At 45.2% G+C, this 17,999-nt stretch carries 15 protein-coding genes; 6 read left to right on the top strand and 9 right to left on the bottom strand.

Translation table 11 applies throughout. The annotated features are described in order from the left end of the window. Positions 1-30 precede the first annotated feature (30 nt). Genes OC23_RS13240 through OC23_RS13230 form a run of 3 tightly spaced genes read right to left on the bottom strand, consistent with a single transcriptional unit; the run spans position 31 to position 3,176 of the window. On the bottom strand, positions 31-1,266 hold the full coding sequence (locus tag OC23_RS13240; RefSeq protein WP_038345346.1) for a lipoprotein-releasing ABC transporter permease subunit: 1,236 nt from the start codon (positions 1,264-1,266) through the stop codon (positions 31-33). Further along, complete coding sequence (gene lolD / locus OC23_RS13235) at positions 1,259-1,948, bottom strand: lipoprotein-releasing ABC transporter ATP-binding protein LolD (protein ID WP_038345345.1); 690 nt, start codon at positions 1,946-1,948, stop codon at positions 1,259-1,261. The genes OC23_RS13240 and lolD overlap by 8 nt, the downstream gene beginning before the upstream one ends. After that, positions 1,941-3,176, bottom strand: a complete 1,236-nt coding sequence (locus OC23_RS13230; RefSeq protein WP_038345344.1) for a lipoprotein-releasing ABC transporter permease subunit — start codon at positions 3,174-3,176, stop codon at positions 1,941-1,943. The genes lolD and OC23_RS13230 overlap by 8 nt, the downstream gene beginning before the upstream one ends. Positions 3,177-3,201: 25 nt before the next feature. On the opposite strand from OC23_RS13230, the gene OC23_RS13225 reads away from it, so the two are divergent. Continuing rightward, complete coding sequence (locus tag OC23_RS13225; protein WP_038345342.1) at positions 3,202-3,804, top strand: PilZ domain-containing protein; 603 nt, start codon at positions 3,202-3,204, stop codon at positions 3,802-3,804. Here OC23_RS13225 and OC23_RS13220 read toward each other — a convergent pair. Both OC23_RS13220 and OC23_RS13215 read right to left on the bottom strand, forming a co-directional pair. After that, entirely contained in the window at positions 3,801-4,694 is an 894-nt protein-coding gene (locus OC23_RS13220; protein WP_038345340.1) for a DMT family transporter, read from the bottom strand. The two genes, OC23_RS13225 and OC23_RS13220, sit on opposite strands and share 4 nt — an antisense overlap. Positions 4,695-4,701: 7 nt before the next feature. Further along, the gene (locus tag OC23_RS13215; RefSeq protein ID WP_171194794.1) at positions 4,702-5,202 is read right to left on the bottom strand and encodes a YaiI/YqxD family protein; all 501 of its coding nucleotides are present in this window, start codon (positions 5,200-5,202) and stop codon (positions 4,702-4,704) included. Positions 5,203-5,405: 203 nt separating this feature from the next. On the opposite strand from OC23_RS13215, the gene OC23_RS13210 reads away from it, so the two are divergent. Beyond that, the gene (locus tag OC23_RS13210) at positions 5,406-6,344 is read left to right on the top strand and encodes a hypothetical protein (protein WP_038345338.1); all 939 of its coding nucleotides are present in this window, start codon (positions 5,406-5,408) and stop codon (positions 6,342-6,344) included. Between the two features lie 251 nt (positions 6,345-6,595). Here OC23_RS13210 and serC read toward each other — a convergent pair whose 3' ends face one another. Continuing rightward, positions 6,596-7,675, bottom strand: coding sequence for a 3-phosphoserine/phosphohydroxythreonine transaminase (gene serC, locus OC23_RS13205; protein WP_038345337.1), 1,080 nt, complete (start codon positions 7,673-7,675; stop codon positions 6,596-6,598). Positions 7,676-8,023: 348 nt separating this feature from the next. On the opposite strand from serC, the gene OC23_RS13200 reads away from it, so the two are divergent. From OC23_RS13200 to OC23_RS13185, 4 genes are read left to right on the top strand one after another with little or no spacing between them, the layout of a single operon-like run. Then, positions 8,024-9,520 carry a TolC family protein gene (locus OC23_RS13200; protein WP_038345336.1) on the top strand — a complete coding sequence of 499 codons (1,497 nt, stop codon included), beginning with the start codon at positions 8,024-8,026 and terminating at the stop codon, positions 9,518-9,520. A gap of 12 nt (positions 9,521-9,532) precedes the next feature. Continuing rightward, complete coding sequence (locus tag OC23_RS13195) at positions 9,533-10,696, top strand: HlyD family secretion protein (RefSeq protein WP_038345335.1); 1,164 nt, start codon at positions 9,533-9,535, stop codon at positions 10,694-10,696. Between the two features lie 3 nt (positions 10,697-10,699). After that, positions 10,700-11,830: an ABC transporter permease gene (locus OC23_RS13190; RefSeq protein ID WP_038345334.1), complete on the top strand. Its 1,131-nt coding sequence runs from the start codon at positions 10,700-10,702 to the stop codon at positions 11,828-11,830. After that, entirely contained in the window at positions 11,827-12,936 is a 1,110-nt protein-coding gene (locus tag OC23_RS13185) for an ABC transporter permease (RefSeq protein WP_038345333.1), read from the top strand. The genes OC23_RS13190 and OC23_RS13185 overlap by 4 nt, the downstream gene beginning before the upstream one ends. Before the next feature lie 28 nt (positions 12,937-12,964). On the opposite strand, the gene gyrA is transcribed toward OC23_RS13185, so the two are convergent. The 3 genes from gyrA to OC23_RS13170 form a co-directional block, all read right to left on the bottom strand. Then, positions 12,965-15,694, bottom strand: coding sequence for a DNA gyrase subunit A (gene gyrA / locus OC23_RS13180; RefSeq protein ID WP_038345332.1), 2,730 nt, complete (start codon positions 15,692-15,694; stop codon positions 12,965-12,967). Positions 15,695-16,034: 340 nt separating this feature from the next. Further along, entirely contained in the window at positions 16,035-16,697 is a 663-nt protein-coding gene (locus tag OC23_RS13175; protein WP_038345330.1) for a hypothetical protein, read from the bottom strand. Positions 16,698-16,960: 263 nt separating this feature from the next. Beyond that, a complete protein-coding gene (locus OC23_RS13170) occupies positions 16,961-17,926 on the bottom strand; it encodes an MBL fold metallo-hydrolase (RefSeq protein WP_038345328.1) in 966 nt (321 codons plus the stop codon). Positions 17,927-17,999 lie beyond the last annotated feature (73 nt).

The raw sequence follows: 17,999 nt of genomic DNA, 5'->3' as shown, positions 1-17,999 counted from the left end.
TAACAAGAGGTCTAATTCAATATTTATGCATTATTCATAACGTAATGCTTCTGCAGGCTGAACTTTTGCTGCACGCATTGCCGGATAAATGGTTGCCAGCAAACTTAAAAGTAATGAAACACTTACGACCAGCAGTACATCTTGCCAGCGCAAATATGATGGCAAATAATGTACAAAATATGCATCCAATAAATTTAAGCCAAAGGTTGTATTTACCCAAGATACAATACTGCCAATGCTTAAAGACAGAATAACCCCTAAAACGGTACCTAAACCGGTGCCAATGACGCCAATAATGGTGCCCTGTACCATAAAAATCTGAGTAATCAACAATGGGGATGCACCTAAAGTACGTAATATCGCGATATCTGATTTTTTATCGGTAACCAGCATCATCAAGGATGAAATAATATTAAAGGTAGCTACAATGATAATGAGTAAAAGTAATAGGCCCACCATGTTTTTTGCCATTTGAATGGCACTGAATAAATTACCTTGCGTATAGGTCCAGTTCGAAGCATAGAAATTACTCGGTAATTTTTTGATAATGCTTTCGGAAATCTCTGGCGCGGCAAAAATGTCATCCAGCTTTAAGCGTATACCTTGCGCACCGTCGGGCAAGCGTAATAAGGTTGACGCATCATTTAAGGCAATATACCCCACCATCGAATCGACTTGCGTGCCAATCTTAAATATTCCAACCACTTCAAAACGCTTGAAACGTGGTACCACGCCTGCTGATGAATTGGTCGCTTCAGGTAACACAAGCGTTACAGGGTCATGTAACTCAAGCCCAAGGCTATCTGCCAGATCTTGCCCCAGTACGATTCCATATTTGCCTTTTTGCAGCGCATCCAGACTCCCTGCTTTCATATAATTATGAACAATCGAGACTTGTTTTTCATATTCTGGTTCAATTCCCGAGATCGAAATCCCGGTCACCTGACCATGCGCGGTTAGCATTCCTTGTAACTGGGTATAAGGCGCAACGGCATCAACATGAGGCTGTTTAGCGATATCTTGCGCCAGAGCGTCCCAATTGGTCATAATTTGTGTCGATGCAATGGTCGCTTGCGGCACAATACCTAAAATACGGTTCTTCAATTCCCGGTCAAAACCATTGATCACCGATAAAACCGTTATCAGCACGGCAACACCTAACGTCAAACCAATCATGGTCATCAACGAAATAAATGACACCAGACGGCTTTTTTTTCTGGCTTGCGTATACTTCAGTCCAATAAAAAATGAAATGGGTTTAAACATGCTCATCCACCCATATCCCATCTTGCATATGCAGAATTGAATCTGCTGACTGTGCCAGTTGTTCATCATGCGTCACGATCAGCATGGCCATGTTAAGCTCTTTTTTCAAATCGGTGAGCAATTCAAAAATACTGAGCGCGGTTTTACGATCCAGATTTCCGGTCGGTTCATCGGCCAGCACAACCGCAGGTTTGGTTACCAGAGCACGGGCCAGCGCCACACGTTGGCGTTCCCCTCCCGATAACTCACCCGGTTTATGATCCATCCGGTGAGATAAACCGACACGATCCAGCAGGTATTCAGCCTGCTTTTTCACATCCTTAAACTGACTTTCACGGCGCAACATCAAGGGCATCGCCACATTTTCCAAGGCGGTAAATTCTGGCAATAAATGATGGAACTGATAAACAAAACCAAGATATTGATTGCGCTTGTAGCCACGCTCTGCCTCACCCAGATTATCAAAGCGCTGGCCTTGTAAAAACACTTCGCCTTGCGAGGGTTGCTCCAGACCACCCAACACATGTAACAAGGTACTTTTACCTGAACCACTTGAACCGACAATAGAAACAAACTCGCCTGCATTGACCTGTAGCGACAAGCCCTTGATCACTTCAACTTTACTTTTGCCGTCATCGAAATGCTTAAAGATATTTTTTGATTCTAGAACGATCTTACTCATAACGTAATGCCTCGGCTGGTTGCGTTTTCGCTGCACGGATAGCAGGGTAAATTGTTGCTAAAAAACTGATAGATAAAGATGCTGTCACAACAATCAACACATCTTGCCAGCGTAAATAAGAAGGTAAATAGCCAATGACATAACCACTAAATAAATTAAGTCCAAAGGTATGATTCAACCAGCCCACCAGATCACTGATGGTTAATGCAAAGGTACTGCCTAATATCACTCCGATCACGGTACCGACAATGCCAATGATCGTGCCTTGCACAATAAAAACAGAGGTGATGAATCTGGGCGAGGCACCTAAAGTACGTAAAATGGCAATATCTGCCTTTTTTTCAGTGACCACCATCACCAATGACGAAACGATATTGAATGCAGCCACCACAATAATCAGAAATAAAAGTAACCCCACCAGATTCTTTTCCATTCGTACCGCACTGAATAAACTGCCGTGCGTTTCTTTCCAGCTGGTTGCGTAAAAATTGTCTGGTAACTGTTTGACGATCTGGTGGACCACTTCAGGCGCGGCAAAAATATCATCTACTTTAAGACGTACACCCTGGGCCCCATCTGGCAAGCGTAACAGGGTCGAGGCATCATTCAAGGCAATATAGCCCACCATTGAATCTACCTCGGCACCGACACTAAAAATACCGACAATCTTAAAACGCTTAAAACGTGGCACTACTCCGGCTGGAGATGGCGTCGCTTCGGGCAGGACCAAGGTCACACTGTCATTTAAGCCCAGTCCCAATGCATCGGTCATGTCTTTCCCCAAAACAATCCCGAACTCCCCTTTTTTCAACGCACTTAAATCACCTGCCACCATATGGTTCTGGATAATGGAAACCTTTTTTTCATATTCTGGTTCAATTCCGGTCACCATAATGCCTGCGACCTGCCCCTGCCCAGTTAACATCCCTTGCAATTGAGTAAAAGGCGCAACACCGGTGACATGCGGGTGGTTCTCAACTTTTTTTACAAGCTCAGGCCAATCTGTTAGAATTTGAGTAGAAGAAACAGTGGCTTGTGGAACCATTCCAAGGACACGGCTTTTTAATTCACGGTCGAAACCATTCATGACAGATAACACTGTAATGAGGACAGCAACACCAAGCGTCAAGCCGATCATGGAAACTAAAGCGACAAAAGAAATAAAATGATTACTCCGCCGAGCACGAGTGTATCTCAACCCTATATACAGCGAAATTGGCTTAAACATACCAGCTAGTCCGAGGTGATTTATTATGGAAAATTCACAACATCATCTTGTTGACGAGACGACCGAACGTCGTGTGATGTCTCGCATTGATGCCGTGTTGAGAATCAACTATCAAATCATTCCCGATGATGTTGCGCTGAATGATCCGTATGATTCCCATTTCGTATTGCCACGCTATTTTCTACTACTTGCAGAATTAGATCAATTTGATCATGCGTTTCGCTACGAATTAGAACAATTAAATGAAAAAGATCAACAAATTGCTCGCATCTTATCCCTTTTTAACCAGAAATTAAACCTGGTTACCGGCTCTTATTATGACAACATCGTGCAATCTTTATTGCCCGTACCTGAACAGGTCAATGTTTCCGAAAATGGTTTGAGTTTTTTTAGTACACAGGATATTAACCCGGGGAGTTATATCCATATTACCTTGAGTCATCCTGAAAATTTCTTCCATATCGCAGCTATTGCCCAGGTCGCACATAGTACACCGGAAGAACAGGGAAAATTCCGTATCGGTGCCTATTTTGTGACCTTAAATCCACAAGATCGTGCCAAGCTAGCCGCCAGCATCCGGCAGGCCCAACAGACCGAAGCCGGCTCCTCTCAGGCTTCCCCAATTTAAGATTTTAAACGGCGATACGCTCTTAAATCCTTAAAAAAGTACAGCAATAAACCGAACAGGATAATGCTGGCACCGACAAAGACCTGCGCCGACAATTGTTCATGGTTCAGGTAAGCCCCGATCAGGATTGCCAGCATCGGGGTCATGACTGTGGTGAGTGATAATGTGGTCGGTTGCAGGTTTCGTACCAATTTAAAATAGCAGAACATGGCAATCAACGAGGCCATGATGATGGTATATGTCAGGGCAAGCACCGATTTTGCTGAAGGAAAATGTGTTGGCGCATATTGCCAGATCCAGGGGATCAACAGGGTTGCCAATAAGGTTGAGACCAGAATTGAACCGGTTGCCTGTGCCATGACCGGCAAATCTGCATTGATCTTCTTGACCAGAAAAATGGACAGTGAATAAGAAAACACACTGGCCAGCATTAAAACAATCCCGATCGGCTGCACATGCTGCTGGCTACCGCTCAAACAGATCAGGGCCAGCCCCGTAATGGAGGTGGCCATTCCCAGCCATTGCAAAGCTGCCAGTTTTTGCTGAAAGCCAAAGCGCCCAATCAGCCCGGCCATAATCGGTGCCAGACCAAACATCAAGGCAATCAGGCCAGAGCTGAGGTAAGCAGTGGCCGCATAAGTAAAAATTTGCGAACCAATCAGGCTTAATGAACCTGCGGCATAACTCAATAAAGCAACTTTATGAACCGGAAATTTGACCCTTAACAGCAGCAACATCGTTACTGCCAAAGGCAAGGCAATAAAGAAGCGGATCACCAGAGCCCACATCGGATGCAGGTCGGAAACGCTCCATACAATTGCAAGCGGGGTGGTCGCCCAGATAAAGACCAGTAAAGCATAGGTCAGCATCAGGTTAATACGGGTTGGCATATTCAACTCAAGAGGCAGTTTTACGTTTTTGTTTTAAAATGGTCTGATCCAGCGCACTGGAAAACTCGCGTTTATCACGTTCCGAGATTGGGGGTGGCCCGCCTGTTTGTACCCCGGCCCCGCGTAAAGTGTCCATAAAGTCACGCAGATGTAAACGCGCCTTTACATTGGCAGTGGTATAAATCTCCCCACGTGGATGAATGGCGATACCACCTTTTTCAATCACTTGAGCGGCTAGCGGAATGTCTTGTGTAATGACAATGTCATTTTCCTGCATACGCTCCACGATCTCCTTGTCTGCCTGGTCTGCCCCACTCATGACCTGAATGGATTTAATCCGCAATGAAGGAGTAATGCCGACATTCTGATTGGCAACGAAGGTCACTTCAAGTTGATAACGGTCCGAGGCACGCAAAATCACTTCACGTAAAATCTTGGGTAAAGCATCAGCATCTACCCACAATTTAAATGGCAGCACGTTGAGGAAAGCTCTTGAGGATAAAAGCATAGTGTAGCAGATTACTGGAAAAGTAGAGTGAACTTCGGCGCAACCCGCAGCTGCAGTTTTTCCATTGCTCTCAAAGAGACTAGTACCTTGATATTTAGGTTAAAAAATAAAATAATTTTGATAGAATTACATATCCGGACTTGAAATATCGCAGTTACCCTCGATTTAATAGAACAAGTTCAATCTTTTTAGCATCCCGCTTTATGAAAAATCAAAACAGTCCAGAAATCATTAAAATTCAAGATCAAAATTTCGGTAATCATGCCGAGCATTGGAATTTATTGACGGATACACCTGAAACAGATGTTCCCAAATGGTTAGGACTGGCCCTTGATGCACCTGTCATGCCAATGGGGCTGTGTGAAGATGAACATGAGATGGATCAATCATTCTGGTTGATTCAGGGCCCAAGTGGTGAATCGGTGGCGATTAACCAGATTATTGCGGTGGAAAACCAAAAACCGCGTGCATTAAAAACGGCCTTCCCAAGTTTTGAAAGCCCGTATAAATATGATGCCAAAATTGAACGGATTATTACCTGTGACTCTGCCACTCAGGCTGTATTACGTTTGAATTTAAATAAAGACACCACCATTTATGCCTTTGATAATCTGTTTAGCGTAAATAACTGTCAATATGACAAAAACCAGACCTATCAGGTTCAATTTAATGCCTGGGCATATGAACTGGAAACTGTTTCTGAAGATGAGAAAATCATTGTCGATGACCCGGCTTCGATTAAGCACCATCGCGCATTAAATGCCATTCTGGCTGAACATAATGGCATTGCCCCGGAAAACTTACAGGAACTGATTAATGACTGGCAACCAAAAACGCCAGAAGATCAAGAACCTGTTACTGTCGACTTTTCTAAAATGGTGGCCTATTTATTCGGAGAAACTTTAGGTCAGGAAGATGAAGCATGGTTTCAGGGAAATATCGTGGGTAAAACCTCCATGCAGTTTATGCAGGATGAATATACCCTTTATGATGTCACTCTGGTTTTAGAAGATAATTTACCGGCAATCCTGATCCGAATCGCGACTAAAAACGAATTGTATAAAAACTTTAACATTGGCCAATATATTCGTGGGAACCTATGGATTCAGGCCAATATTTATGCTAAAACTGCTCATGAGTGACAAAAAATCACATAAATGGCATTTTTAGGCGTTCTAATGAAAATTATACCAGAACAAACGACCACCAGTCTGATTCATTCGAGTGATCAAGGTCTTAAACTTGATGTTGGTGCATTTTGCTTTTTTTTACTGGGTATGTTCTTAGCAGCACTAATTTTTCATCAAATTGGATTTTTCTAATTTTTGGCCCCAAACCGATTTACATATAAAAGCCCTCACATTGGAGGGCTTTTATTTTAACCGGACTTTATTTAACCATGACGTTTTGCAAACTCATCCATAAAGCTGACCAGGGCCTGTACCCCTTCTAGCGGAACAGCATTATAGATACTTGCACGCATGCCGCCCACCGAACGATGGCCTGCCAGATTCAACAAGTGATGCTGTTCAGCTTCTTGCAAGAATGTCTTTTCCAGCGCCTCATTGGCCAGGGTAAATGGCACATTCATCATTGAACGGTTGCCGACAGCAATCGGGTTATTATAAAAATCACTCGAATCGATATAACCATAGAGCAATTTGGCTTTTTCCTGGTTGACCTTGTAGATTGCATCTACCCCGCCCTGTTCAAGTAACCACTCAAATACCAGACCTGACAGATACCATGCATAGGTTGCCGGGGTATTCACCATTGAACCATTCTTGGCCTGATCTGCATACTTCAAGATACTTGGAATTTCAGGCTTGGCCTGATCAAGCAAATCATCACGGATAATGACAATGGTCAGGCCTGCCGGGCCGATATTCTTTTGCGCGCCCGCATAAATCAAACCAAACTTGCTGACGTCTAACGGCGCAGACAGGATACTTGATGAATAATCACAGACCAGTGGCGCAGTTACGTCGGGAACACTTGCAAACTGTAAACCGCCAATGGTTTCATTATCGGCATAATGTACATAGGCTGCATCCTTGGAAAGGTTCCAGCTGCCTTGTTCGGTAATGGCATGTTTACCTTCAATGAGCGTACCCGCTTCAACGATATTAATGTCGCCATAGCGTTTTGCTTCTTTCAGCGCTTTTTCAGACCAGATCCCGGTATGGATATAGTCTGCCTTGTTATTTTTACCTAACAGGTTGAGGGGAATTGCCGAGAACTGTAAGGATGCACCCCCCTGTAAAAACAGGACCTTATAGTTTTCAGGAATATTCATGAGCTTACGCAAGTCGGCTTCAGCCTTCTCAGCCACAGCAACATAATCCTTGCTACGATGACTCATTTCCATGATCGACAGACCTTTGCCCTGCCAATTCAACAATTCCTGTTGAGCTTTTTCTAAAACGGCAGTAGGTAATGCAGCAGGACCAGCGCAGAAATTATAAGCACGCATGAGTTTTCCCTTGTTAACGTGGAACAGATTGGAATGGGAATTTAATCATAGATTGGCCAAGCTTGCAGCAGCTTATGCAGTAAATATTTCAATTTGACTTTAAAAAAAGTACTCGTTTTTCAATCGGGTTGGATGCTGAATACCATTTTAGGCCAGATTCTTCAGCGCAGCTATATAGGGCAGGAAATACCGCTTTTCAGCGGTTTAACCTAGATTAAAAACTCTACTTTTTACAAATTCACTACACCAATCCTTGCGATATAACTATTTAATTAAAAACATAATATTTTAATTTTATAAAAAGAATTTAGACTAACGCAGGATATTATTAAATTGCGACACACCATAATGTTGAAACGACATGAGCGACCGGGTTTCAAGGTCCGGCGATTTCCCAAACTGTTAAGTTTAAGTATCAGCTTAATCAGTTGTTCTCTGTTTTCGCCCTCGTTATTGGCACAAACCTTCAGTTATAGCGAAGCTGAACAATATGTTGTTGAAAATGCCTACGCCTCCCAGGCCCAGCAGGCCTTGCAACAGGCATCACAACTGGAGATGGAGGCCGTTAAAAATCTGGGGCTTCCCCGGATTGATTTAAATGCCCGCGCCTATTCATTTCATAGTGAAACCAGTGTGCCTTTAGAGTCGAGCAAACGTCGCCTCGAAAACTCGCTGACCCGGGGTTTTGATGACAAGTTATCGCAATGGGAAAATGTCTTGCCTCCGGAAGTCATTGACCAGGTAGGACAGGGTTTTGACCAGACCGTCAATGAAGGACTCAACAAGGTTCCCAATAATCTGGATGTTACGGTCAAAGACCACGATGTCCGTACTTCAGTTTCAATGGTGATGCCGCTCTACACGGGCGGTAAAATTAGCAGCGCCAAACAGATTGCCAGCATTCAGGCACAACGCTCAAACATTAGCGAAAAACAACAACAAGACTCGCAACGCTTTGAGATGATCCAGTCGTATTTTAATGTACAGTTACAACAACAATTACTCAATGCCAGCAAATTTAATTTGAATGCGATGCAAGAACATTATGACAATGCGCTTAAATTAGAACGGCAAGGCTTTATTAATAAAGGCCAGCGTATGCAATTTGAAGTCGCGCGCAACAATGCAGAACGTAGCTATCAAAATGCACAATCAAATTTGCAAGCCAGCCTGTTTAGCCTGCAAAACCTGCTCAAAACCAAAGAAAGTCTAAATCTTACCACCCCCCTGTTTGTGAATAATGCACAGAACCATTCTCTGGATAAAATGCTGGCCAGCTACGACCAGAATTCCAGTCTGATTAAAAAGTTGCAAATGGATACCCAGCTTGCCAATGAAAATATCAAGGTTCAGCAATCTGCAAAAAAACCCAGTGTTTTTGCTTTTGGTGAATATGGGCTAGATAGCAAGGAAAACTGGATTGTCGGCGTCATGGCAAAATACAACCTGTTTTCCGGTATCGATAACAATAAAAATATCCGCGCTGCCGAGCTGAAAAAATATGCAGCCGAACTGATGACTGAACGCACCAAGCAGGAAGTCGAAAATGTCTTGTACAAATCTTATAGTGAATTAAGCTCATCCCAGACCAGCCATCAGTTATTAGTCCAGAACACCAAGGCAGCGCAAGAAAATTTACGTATCCAGCAGCTTTCATTTAAGGAAGGCATGGGCACGGCGACACAGGTAATTGATGCACAAAATGCACTGAGTGCCTTAAGAAGTGAAATGGCGCTTAATTCATATAAATACATTTTATCTTTAGCAACGCTGTTACAAAGCTATGGCTCGATTGATGAGTTCAAGCTGTACGTCAATCAACCCCGCACTGACTATATCCGTTAATTGGAGAATTTTATGAGCCAAGATCAATCATCATCCAATTCAGAACGCGATAAAGATCAGGCGGCAAACACCGCTGCAACTCAGGCTTCTGAAACTGCCCAAGCGCAAGCAGCGTCTGCCGATAAGGTCGTACAGCCACAACCCGAGACATCAGACTCACCTACACAACCGTCACCGAACGGGCCCGCTAAAAAAGGCAAGGCAAAAATCATCGGCCTGATCGTATTGATTCTGCTTTTAGGTTTGATCGCTTTTGGCTTGTGGAAAGCCTATCAGCCTCAAGCCATTGAGCTGCAAGGCCGGGTGGAGTCAGAAACCGTACATATCAGTACCAAAGTGCCTAGTCGTATTGAAGAGTTTTATGTCTCTGAAGGCCAGCCGGTCAAGAAAGGTCAGGCACTAATCCGTTTTGTCAGCCCTGAACTTGAGGCCAAAAAAGAACAGGCACAGGCCGCCTTACAAAGTGCGACTGCATTCCACTCTACGGTATATCGTGGTGCCCAACAGGAAAATATCGAGACGCTATATGCCAACTGGCAAGCCATGAAAACGCAGGCCGAGCTGGCAGCAACCACCTATAAACGTGGTGAAACCTTATATCAGCAAGGCGTGATTTCCCGTCAACGCCGTGATGAAATGCGGGCAGCGCAGATTTCTGCCCGTGAAACTGCCGAAGCCTCTTACCAGCAATATGCACGCGCCAAACGTGGCAGTACCGAACAACAGAAATCCACAGCTGATGCACAGGTAGCGATGGCACAAGCCGCAGTCAAAGAGGCCAATGCCCTGACCGCAGAAACCAAGCTGTACTCCCCTACAGACGGAACAGTATCGAAAACTTACGGCAAACCAAGCGAACTGGTTGCAACCGGTGTACCTGTGGTCAGCATCATTGAAGACCATGATTTGTGGGTCAGCCTGAACGTACGTGAAGATATGTATAGCTCGGTCTATAAAAGCAAGACCCTGGAAGGCTTTATTCCTGCCCTGAACCGGAAAGTGACCTTCAAGGTTAAAAATATTGATGCAGAAGGTGAATTTGCGACCATCAAGACCACTCGCCAAACCGGTGGATATGATATTCGCAGCTTTAAGTTCCATCTGGTGCCTGAGCAAAGCATTCCTGACTTAAAAGTAGGCATGAGCGTATTGTTCAAAATCGAAGAGGCAAAATAACCGATGTTTGCGACCATGCTTCGGGAGTTGCGCTATCTGAAACGCCATAAAGTCGATCTGTTTATGGCGGTCATTGCCCCTTTGCTGGTGATCTTGCTGTTTGGCAGTATGTTCTCGGCAGGTAAGGCCGAACATTTGCCGATTGTGGTGATTGACCAGGACCAGAGTGAAATGAGCCGCAAGGTCATACGCGCCTTGAGTTTAAACCATACCCTGCATATAAAGACGATTACCTCCAGTCAGGACGAAGCCGAACGCCTGATCAATAAAACCGAAGCCTGGGGATTTGTCATGATTCCCGACGGGGCTGAACAACGTCTGGTCAAAGCCCAGGATGCACAGATCAGTATCGCCTATAACCAGTCTTTTTTTAGTATCGGCAATACCATCTCTTCGGCCATGCTCATCAGTACCTTAAATGGCATGGCGGAATATATGGGGCAAAGCTATCTGTCCAATACCATTCCCTATCTGGACATGCCCACCCCGCATATCAAGATTTCCACCTTGTACAATCCAAGTATGAGTTATGAGTTATTTCTTGAGCCATTTATGGTACCGGCTGTGCTGCATCTGTTGCTATGTTGCTGTGTGGCCTTTGCCATAGGACAAGAATTCAAGCGCAAAACCGTAGGTGAATGGGTGAAGCCGCAAAAGGTCATGTCCAGTCTGCTTGGTAAAATCCTGCTCTATGTCCTGATCTTTTGTGCCTGGACCTGGTGCTGGATGTTCTGGCTGGCAGAGATTCGCGGTTACTTTATTGCAGGTTCACTCACGCTGATCCTGGTGGCGCAATTTTTACTGTATTTTTCCTATTCCGTGATCAGCAGCACCGTGGTACTTGCCACCCGGAACCTGCCTAAAACCTTTGGTTTTATTGCACTATACGGCGGGTCTTCACCAAGCTTCTCAGGAATCACCCTGCCCCTGAATAATGCGCCTGCCTTTACCCAGTTCTGGTCGATGATTATCCCTTATACCCCTTATGCCAAACTGCAAACCGAGCAGTGGATCATTGGCAGTGACCTCTATGTCTCAATGGTTCCTTTTGCGATTTTAGTCATCTTTGCAGGCCTGTTCTTTGCTTTAAGCATCCGTCTGTTGAAGAAAAATACTCAGGAGCTGAGCGCATGAAGTCATTTTTCGGTTACTACCTGCAGACCTTTAAAAATATTTTTGCCAACAATTCGGTATTTACAACCCTGATTGCAGCAACACTGTTGTATAGCTTCTTCTACCCAACCGCCTATAAAGCGCAAACGGCCGAAGATATTCCGATTGTGATTGTGGATGAAGAACAGAGCATACTGACCTCAAAAATCATTAGCCAAACGTCGAATAGCCCGCATATCAAGATCACGACTGTCACAGATAACTTTCTGGAAGCGCAACGCATGGTGCAAAACCAGAAGGCAGAAGGCATCCTGTTGCTGCCTGAAAATCTCAGCAACAGCTTGAAACGCGGGGAAATGGGAGGAATTGGCCTATATCTGAGTACAGCGTATTTTATTCGGACCAAAGAAGTCGGCGTTGGCTTAGCCGGTTCAATCGAATATACCCTGAAAGAGCATTTAGAAAAATTCGGCAATGCCTCCTCTTTCGAACCCGAGCTGTCGATTCATCAGATTCCGTTATTTAATACCCTGTCAGGTTATGGCAGTTATATCTTTCCGGCGGTCGCCAGCCTGATCATCCACCAGACCATTGTGCTTGGCCTCGCCATGCTGATTGCCAGTTATCGTGAACAAGGCTGGGCAGCCAAACCGGTTGAATTCTGGGCCACCTTTGCTGCAATTTTTACCACAGGCTGTTTAAGCTGCCTGTATCTGTTTGGCTTTACTTTCTGGCTGTATGAATTTCCACATGGTGGTAACTTCTGGGGCATGCTTCTGGCTGTACCGGTCTATGTCAGCTGTGTCATTGGCCTCGGCATGCTGCTCGGTTCACTGGTCGATATGCCGGAACGGGTTGGACACTTGATTGTGGTCACCTCAGTGCCGTTATTCTTGCTGACAGGAACAGCCTGGCCGCATGAAGCCATGCCCCACTGGATGCAAGCGCTGGCCTGGATTTTTCCTTCAACTCATGGGGTTCAGATGTTTGTCCAGCTTAACCAGATGGGCGTACCCACCTCAATCGTGGTGCCAAAACTGATTTATCTGGCCACTGTCGGTGCAGTGTTACTGGCGGTTTCTTATTACCGTTTAGTCATTATGCCCGCCATAAAAAAAGGAAGCTAAACAGCTTCCTTTTTTATCACCTCAATAATTACGCTTCAGGCGCATCATCTTTTGGTTCAACGATTACGTCATCAGCAGTCACTGCTTCAGTTTCGGTATTTTCAACTTCATCCATAGCTTCTAACTCTTCGTCATCTTCTACAGCTTCAATCGAAACCACGCCCACCAAGGTTTCAGCATCGCTTAAACGGATCAAACGGACACCTTGCGCATTACGGCCCGTTGTTGCCACTTCAGCAGCACGGGTACGTACCAAGGTGCCGCCGTCAGAAATCAGCATCAGTTCCTTGGTTTCATCAATCGATACCGCGCCGACAAGCTCACCATTACGTTCGCTGGTCTTGATGGCAATCACACCTTTACCGCCACGCTTCTTGGTCGGGAAGTCATCCACCGGAGTACGTTTACCATAACCGTTGGCACATGCACACAACACTTCACCAGTCTCAGGCACAACCACAAGTGAAACAATACGGCTGATGACATTTGAATCTGATGAATCGTCATGGTCATCGCCATCATCATTTTCGACCTCGGCGTCTTCCGCCTCGATACTGTTGCTGGCAAAGCTGACGCGCATACCACGCACACCTTTGGCAGTACGGCCCATGGCACGCACATCGGTTTCAGCAAAACGGATCGCCTTACCTTCATTCGAGAACAACATGATCTGCTGGTTACCATCGGTAATCGCCACACCGATCAGGGTATCTTCTTCATTCAGTTCAATGGCACGTAAACCGTTTGAACGGACATTACTGAATTGCTCGAGCTCAACACGTTTTACCGTACCGGATGCAGTCGCCATAAACACATAATGGTTTTCAGGGAACTCGGTCAGCGGCAAGATCGCTGTTACTGTTTCATTCGCTTCCAGCGGAAGTAAATTGATGATTGGGCGGCCTTTGGCACCACGCGAGGCTTGCGGAACTTCAAACACACGCAAGCGGTAAACCTTACCGACATTGGTGAAGCACAACACGGTTGCATGGTTAGATGCCACAATCAGATGCTGGATGATGTCATCATCTTTCATCGCGGTTGCAGACTTGCCACGACCACCACGGCGTTGTGCCTGATAATCAGACAATGGCTGGGTTTTCGCATAACCGGTTTGTGAAACTGTCAATACCACCTGCTCTTCAGGGATCAGGTCTTCACGGCAGAAGTCGACACCCGACTCGACGATTTCGGTACGGCGTGCATCACCATATTGCTGCAAGATCAATGCAAGTTCTTCACGAATGACATTCATCAATAAGTTGAAATCGTTCAGAATAGCGGTTAATTCGGCAATCTGGGCCAGAATTTCGGAATATTCAGCGTGTAACTTGTCTTGTTCCAGACCGGTTAGACGGTGTAAGCGTAATTCCAGAATCGCAGCCACCTGGGTAGGTGACAAGCGATAGATATCACCTGACAAGCCAAACGGACGTGCCGGATCTTCACCTTCAATCTCGTCTGGACGAACAGAGATCGCACCTGCTTTTTCCAGCAAGGCAACCACTCCACCGCCGGCCCACTCACCTGCCTGTAAACGCTCACGCGCTTCAGCCGGGTTGGCAGAGGTCTTGATGGTTTCAATAATTGCATCGATATTGGCCAAGGCAACGGTCAAACCTTCCAAGATATGGCCACGTTCACGCGCCTTACGCAATTCGAACATGGTACGGCGAGTCACCACTTCCTGACGGTGACGGATAAATGCCGCGATAATATCTTTCAGGTTCATTAACTTCGGCTGGCCGTTATCAAGGCAGACCATGTTAATACTGAACGAGTTTTGCAGCTGGGTGTGCAAGAACAGGTTATTGACTGCCACCTCTGCATTTTCACCACGCTTCAAGTCAATCGCGATACGCATCCCTTCTTTATCGGACTCGTCACGAAGCTCGGAAATGCCTTCCAGTTTCTTTTCCTTGACTAGCTCGGCAATACGCTCAATGGTTTTCGCCTTGTTGACCTGATAAGGAATCTCGGTAAAGACGATGGTGGTACGACCTGTTTTCTGGTCTTCTTCAAAATGATATTTACCACGAATATGCAAGCGGCCTTTACCGGTACGGTAAGCATCTACAATACCTGATTTACCATAAATAATACCGCCTGTAGGGAAATCTGGGCCGGTAATGTGCTCCATCAACCCTTCTACAGAGATATTCGGGTTATTGGCATAGGCCAGACAGGCATGAATCACTTCGGTCATGTTGTGTGGTGCCATATTGGTCGCCATACCGACCGCAATACCCGTGGTACCATTGATCAGCAGGTTTGGAATACGCGTTGGCATCACCTGGGGAATACGCTCGGAACCGTCGTAGTTGTCTTCCCAGTCTACCGTATCCTTTTCCAGATCGGCCAAAATTTCATGGGTGAGCTTTTGCATACGAACTTCGGTATAACGCATTGCAGCGGCGCTATCCCCATCGACCGAACCGAAGTTACCCTGACCATCCACCAGCATGTAGCGCAAGCTAAAGTCCTGCGCCATACGGACGATTGTTTCATATACCGCGCTATCACCATGCGGGTGATATTTACCGATCACGTCACCGACAACACGAGCAGACTTTTTGTATGCTTTGTTATAATCATTGCCCAATTCGTGCATCGCATACAATACGCGACGGTGCACAGGTTTTAGACCGTCTCTCACATCTGGCAATGCACGAGATACAATTACGCTCATTGCGTAATCTAGATATGAATGCTTGAGTTCGTCCTCAATGGCAATCGGTCTGATTTCCGATACGCTCATGCATACTCCTTGTTTACAGGTAGAGAGTTGTACCTGTTTTTATGTCTTAAAACTTGCAAATATTCAGCTCAGAAACTTGAACTAAAAATAAAAAATACAGCGGAAAATTATAGCATAAAGGAGGAAATAGCGGTAAGTTTAAGCCTGCAAAAATAGCATTTTTTTACAATAAAAAGAATATATAAATGAATGACTTAAAATTATTAAAAACAGAAAAGCGCCGATCAAAATACTTTACTAACGACTTTGGATAAAAAAACAGCAAACCCTGTTGCAAAAGTAGCTGATCCAGCACAATTCCATATCGCTTCCCTCTCCAGCCAATCCGTTTAAAAAGTCTCTATTTTGACTGGTAGGGCTTGGGAGAAAACTCTGCCTCCATAGCCAGCATAAGCTTATCTTGCTGAGTCACCCGATCCTGCCGCATAAAATAAAAAGCAGCACAGAATAGCGCAAGGATAAAGGGGTTTTCATATAACTCTTCCACGATATCCTGATTTGCAGCATAACCATATAACCAGGTATCTATAAAACGATGATGCTCGACACTATCGGCGAAAAACAGCGACAAAACGGCAATCAGCAAATACCAGAACGGCAACCTGACCTGTTTCCACTTATGCTCGATTTCAGCCCTTAAATGAGGAGAAAACAGCATCAGAACCACCGGTGCAATCACAAAAATTGAAATGATCCGATAATAAAAATGCGGCACTTCAGGAAAAAAATCACGGCCCCAACTGATACTTCGCCCAAAGAACATCAACCACCATGCCATGGCCCACAACCAGAACCATTTCTTCTGTTCGGTTAAAGTATCGGGCCTGACATAAAACCAGGTAAACGGAACGCATATAAATAATAAAATTGCCTGAAAGGCTTCCACAACATGGACATTCCATGTCAGCAGAACAGCACTTTGCGTAATAGCCAGAACAACAGTGAGAGATAAAAGGGAGAATAAGGCGACTACCGCGCCATTTAAACGAAAATCAAACTTCATTATTCAACAAAAAAAACCAGCGAAAATAAAAGTCTAACAAAAGTGTACTGACGAGTACACTTTTACACTGATTGGAATTAACCATAAGCCGGTTTTTATATGAAGCTAATAAAAATCAATAAATTAAATTATAAAAACAGCGTTCCATACAGGTAACGCTGTGTTGCAGCACGTTTTGAATTGCGAATCAGAAGCAAAGACTTGCAAGTAGCACTTCCTCCAGAAAAAACATGCGCCTCTTTTTTTCCTTAAACAGGCCTCTGTCATTCAGTGTTGGGGCGATATTGTGCAGGTATCCACTGATAGCCCTGTGCATTCTTGCCGATATGGCCAATTCCGGGAAAAGCAACATGCGCGGCCCCCACCCACCACTGTGCTTGATAGGCCTGCTCAAAGATATCTTTACGTACCGCAATGGCACGATGGGAATCGGTATCCGGTTTATAACTGGCTTCCGGATAGGAAAATTGCACTGCAGCATAGTGCACCACATCCCCCAGTCCCAAAAACTTCTGTCCATTTTGTCCATCTACCAGATAAGAGGAATGGCCTGCCGTATGACCCTGTGTAGCGATCAGTTGTACATTTGGCACATGAAAGGAAGTTTTGCTAAAGGCAACCAGCCGCCCTGCCTGCTGATAGGGTTTTAATGCATCACGGGTCATCTTAAATAATGGTTTGAAGAAATCATCCGCCTTTGCCTCATTCTGGGCAGACGTCCAGTAATCCACATCGGCTTTGGCCAGGTAGACCTTGGCATTCGGATAAAGCATTTCACCGTTCAGGCTAATGCCACATAAATGGTCAGGATGGGCATGGGTAATTAAAATCGTATCGATCTGCTCGGGTTGTAGCCCTGCCTTTTTCAGGTTTTCCGGAACATGACCCAAGCTCGGGCCAAAACATTGGGCCGTACCTGCATCAATCAAAATATTCTGGGTCGGGGTTTGCACCAGATAAGCCGAAAAATCGGTCACGATCTGATTGTGCTCGTCGACAGGCACAAAGTTTTCTGCAAATAACCGTCCGGCTTTTTCCGACGAGATTCCCAGCAAATCACTGCGAGGCAAGCCAAGCTCACCATCAAACAGCGCCGTCACTTTCAGATTACCAACCGGCTGTAAAAAATATCCCGCGACCTGCTTTAGCTGTGGTTGCGGTTCCGCATGTAGCGTAGCCGCACTGCACAGTAGCGCAATCAGGATGGGTTTTAACAAGTTCACCTGCATCACCTCGATATTGGACTGCTTTCAATCTAACGCTTTCAGATGATCAAAATCGCTCAAACATCGACGTGAATCG

It is taken from the genome of Acinetobacter sp. A47 (genome assembly GCF_000805455.1).
Lineage (GTDB): Bacteria > Pseudomonadota > Gammaproteobacteria > Pseudomonadales > Moraxellaceae > Acinetobacter.
The sequence above is the reverse complement of the archived record's forward strand: the minus strand, read 5'-3'. Positions and strand labels throughout refer to the sequence as shown.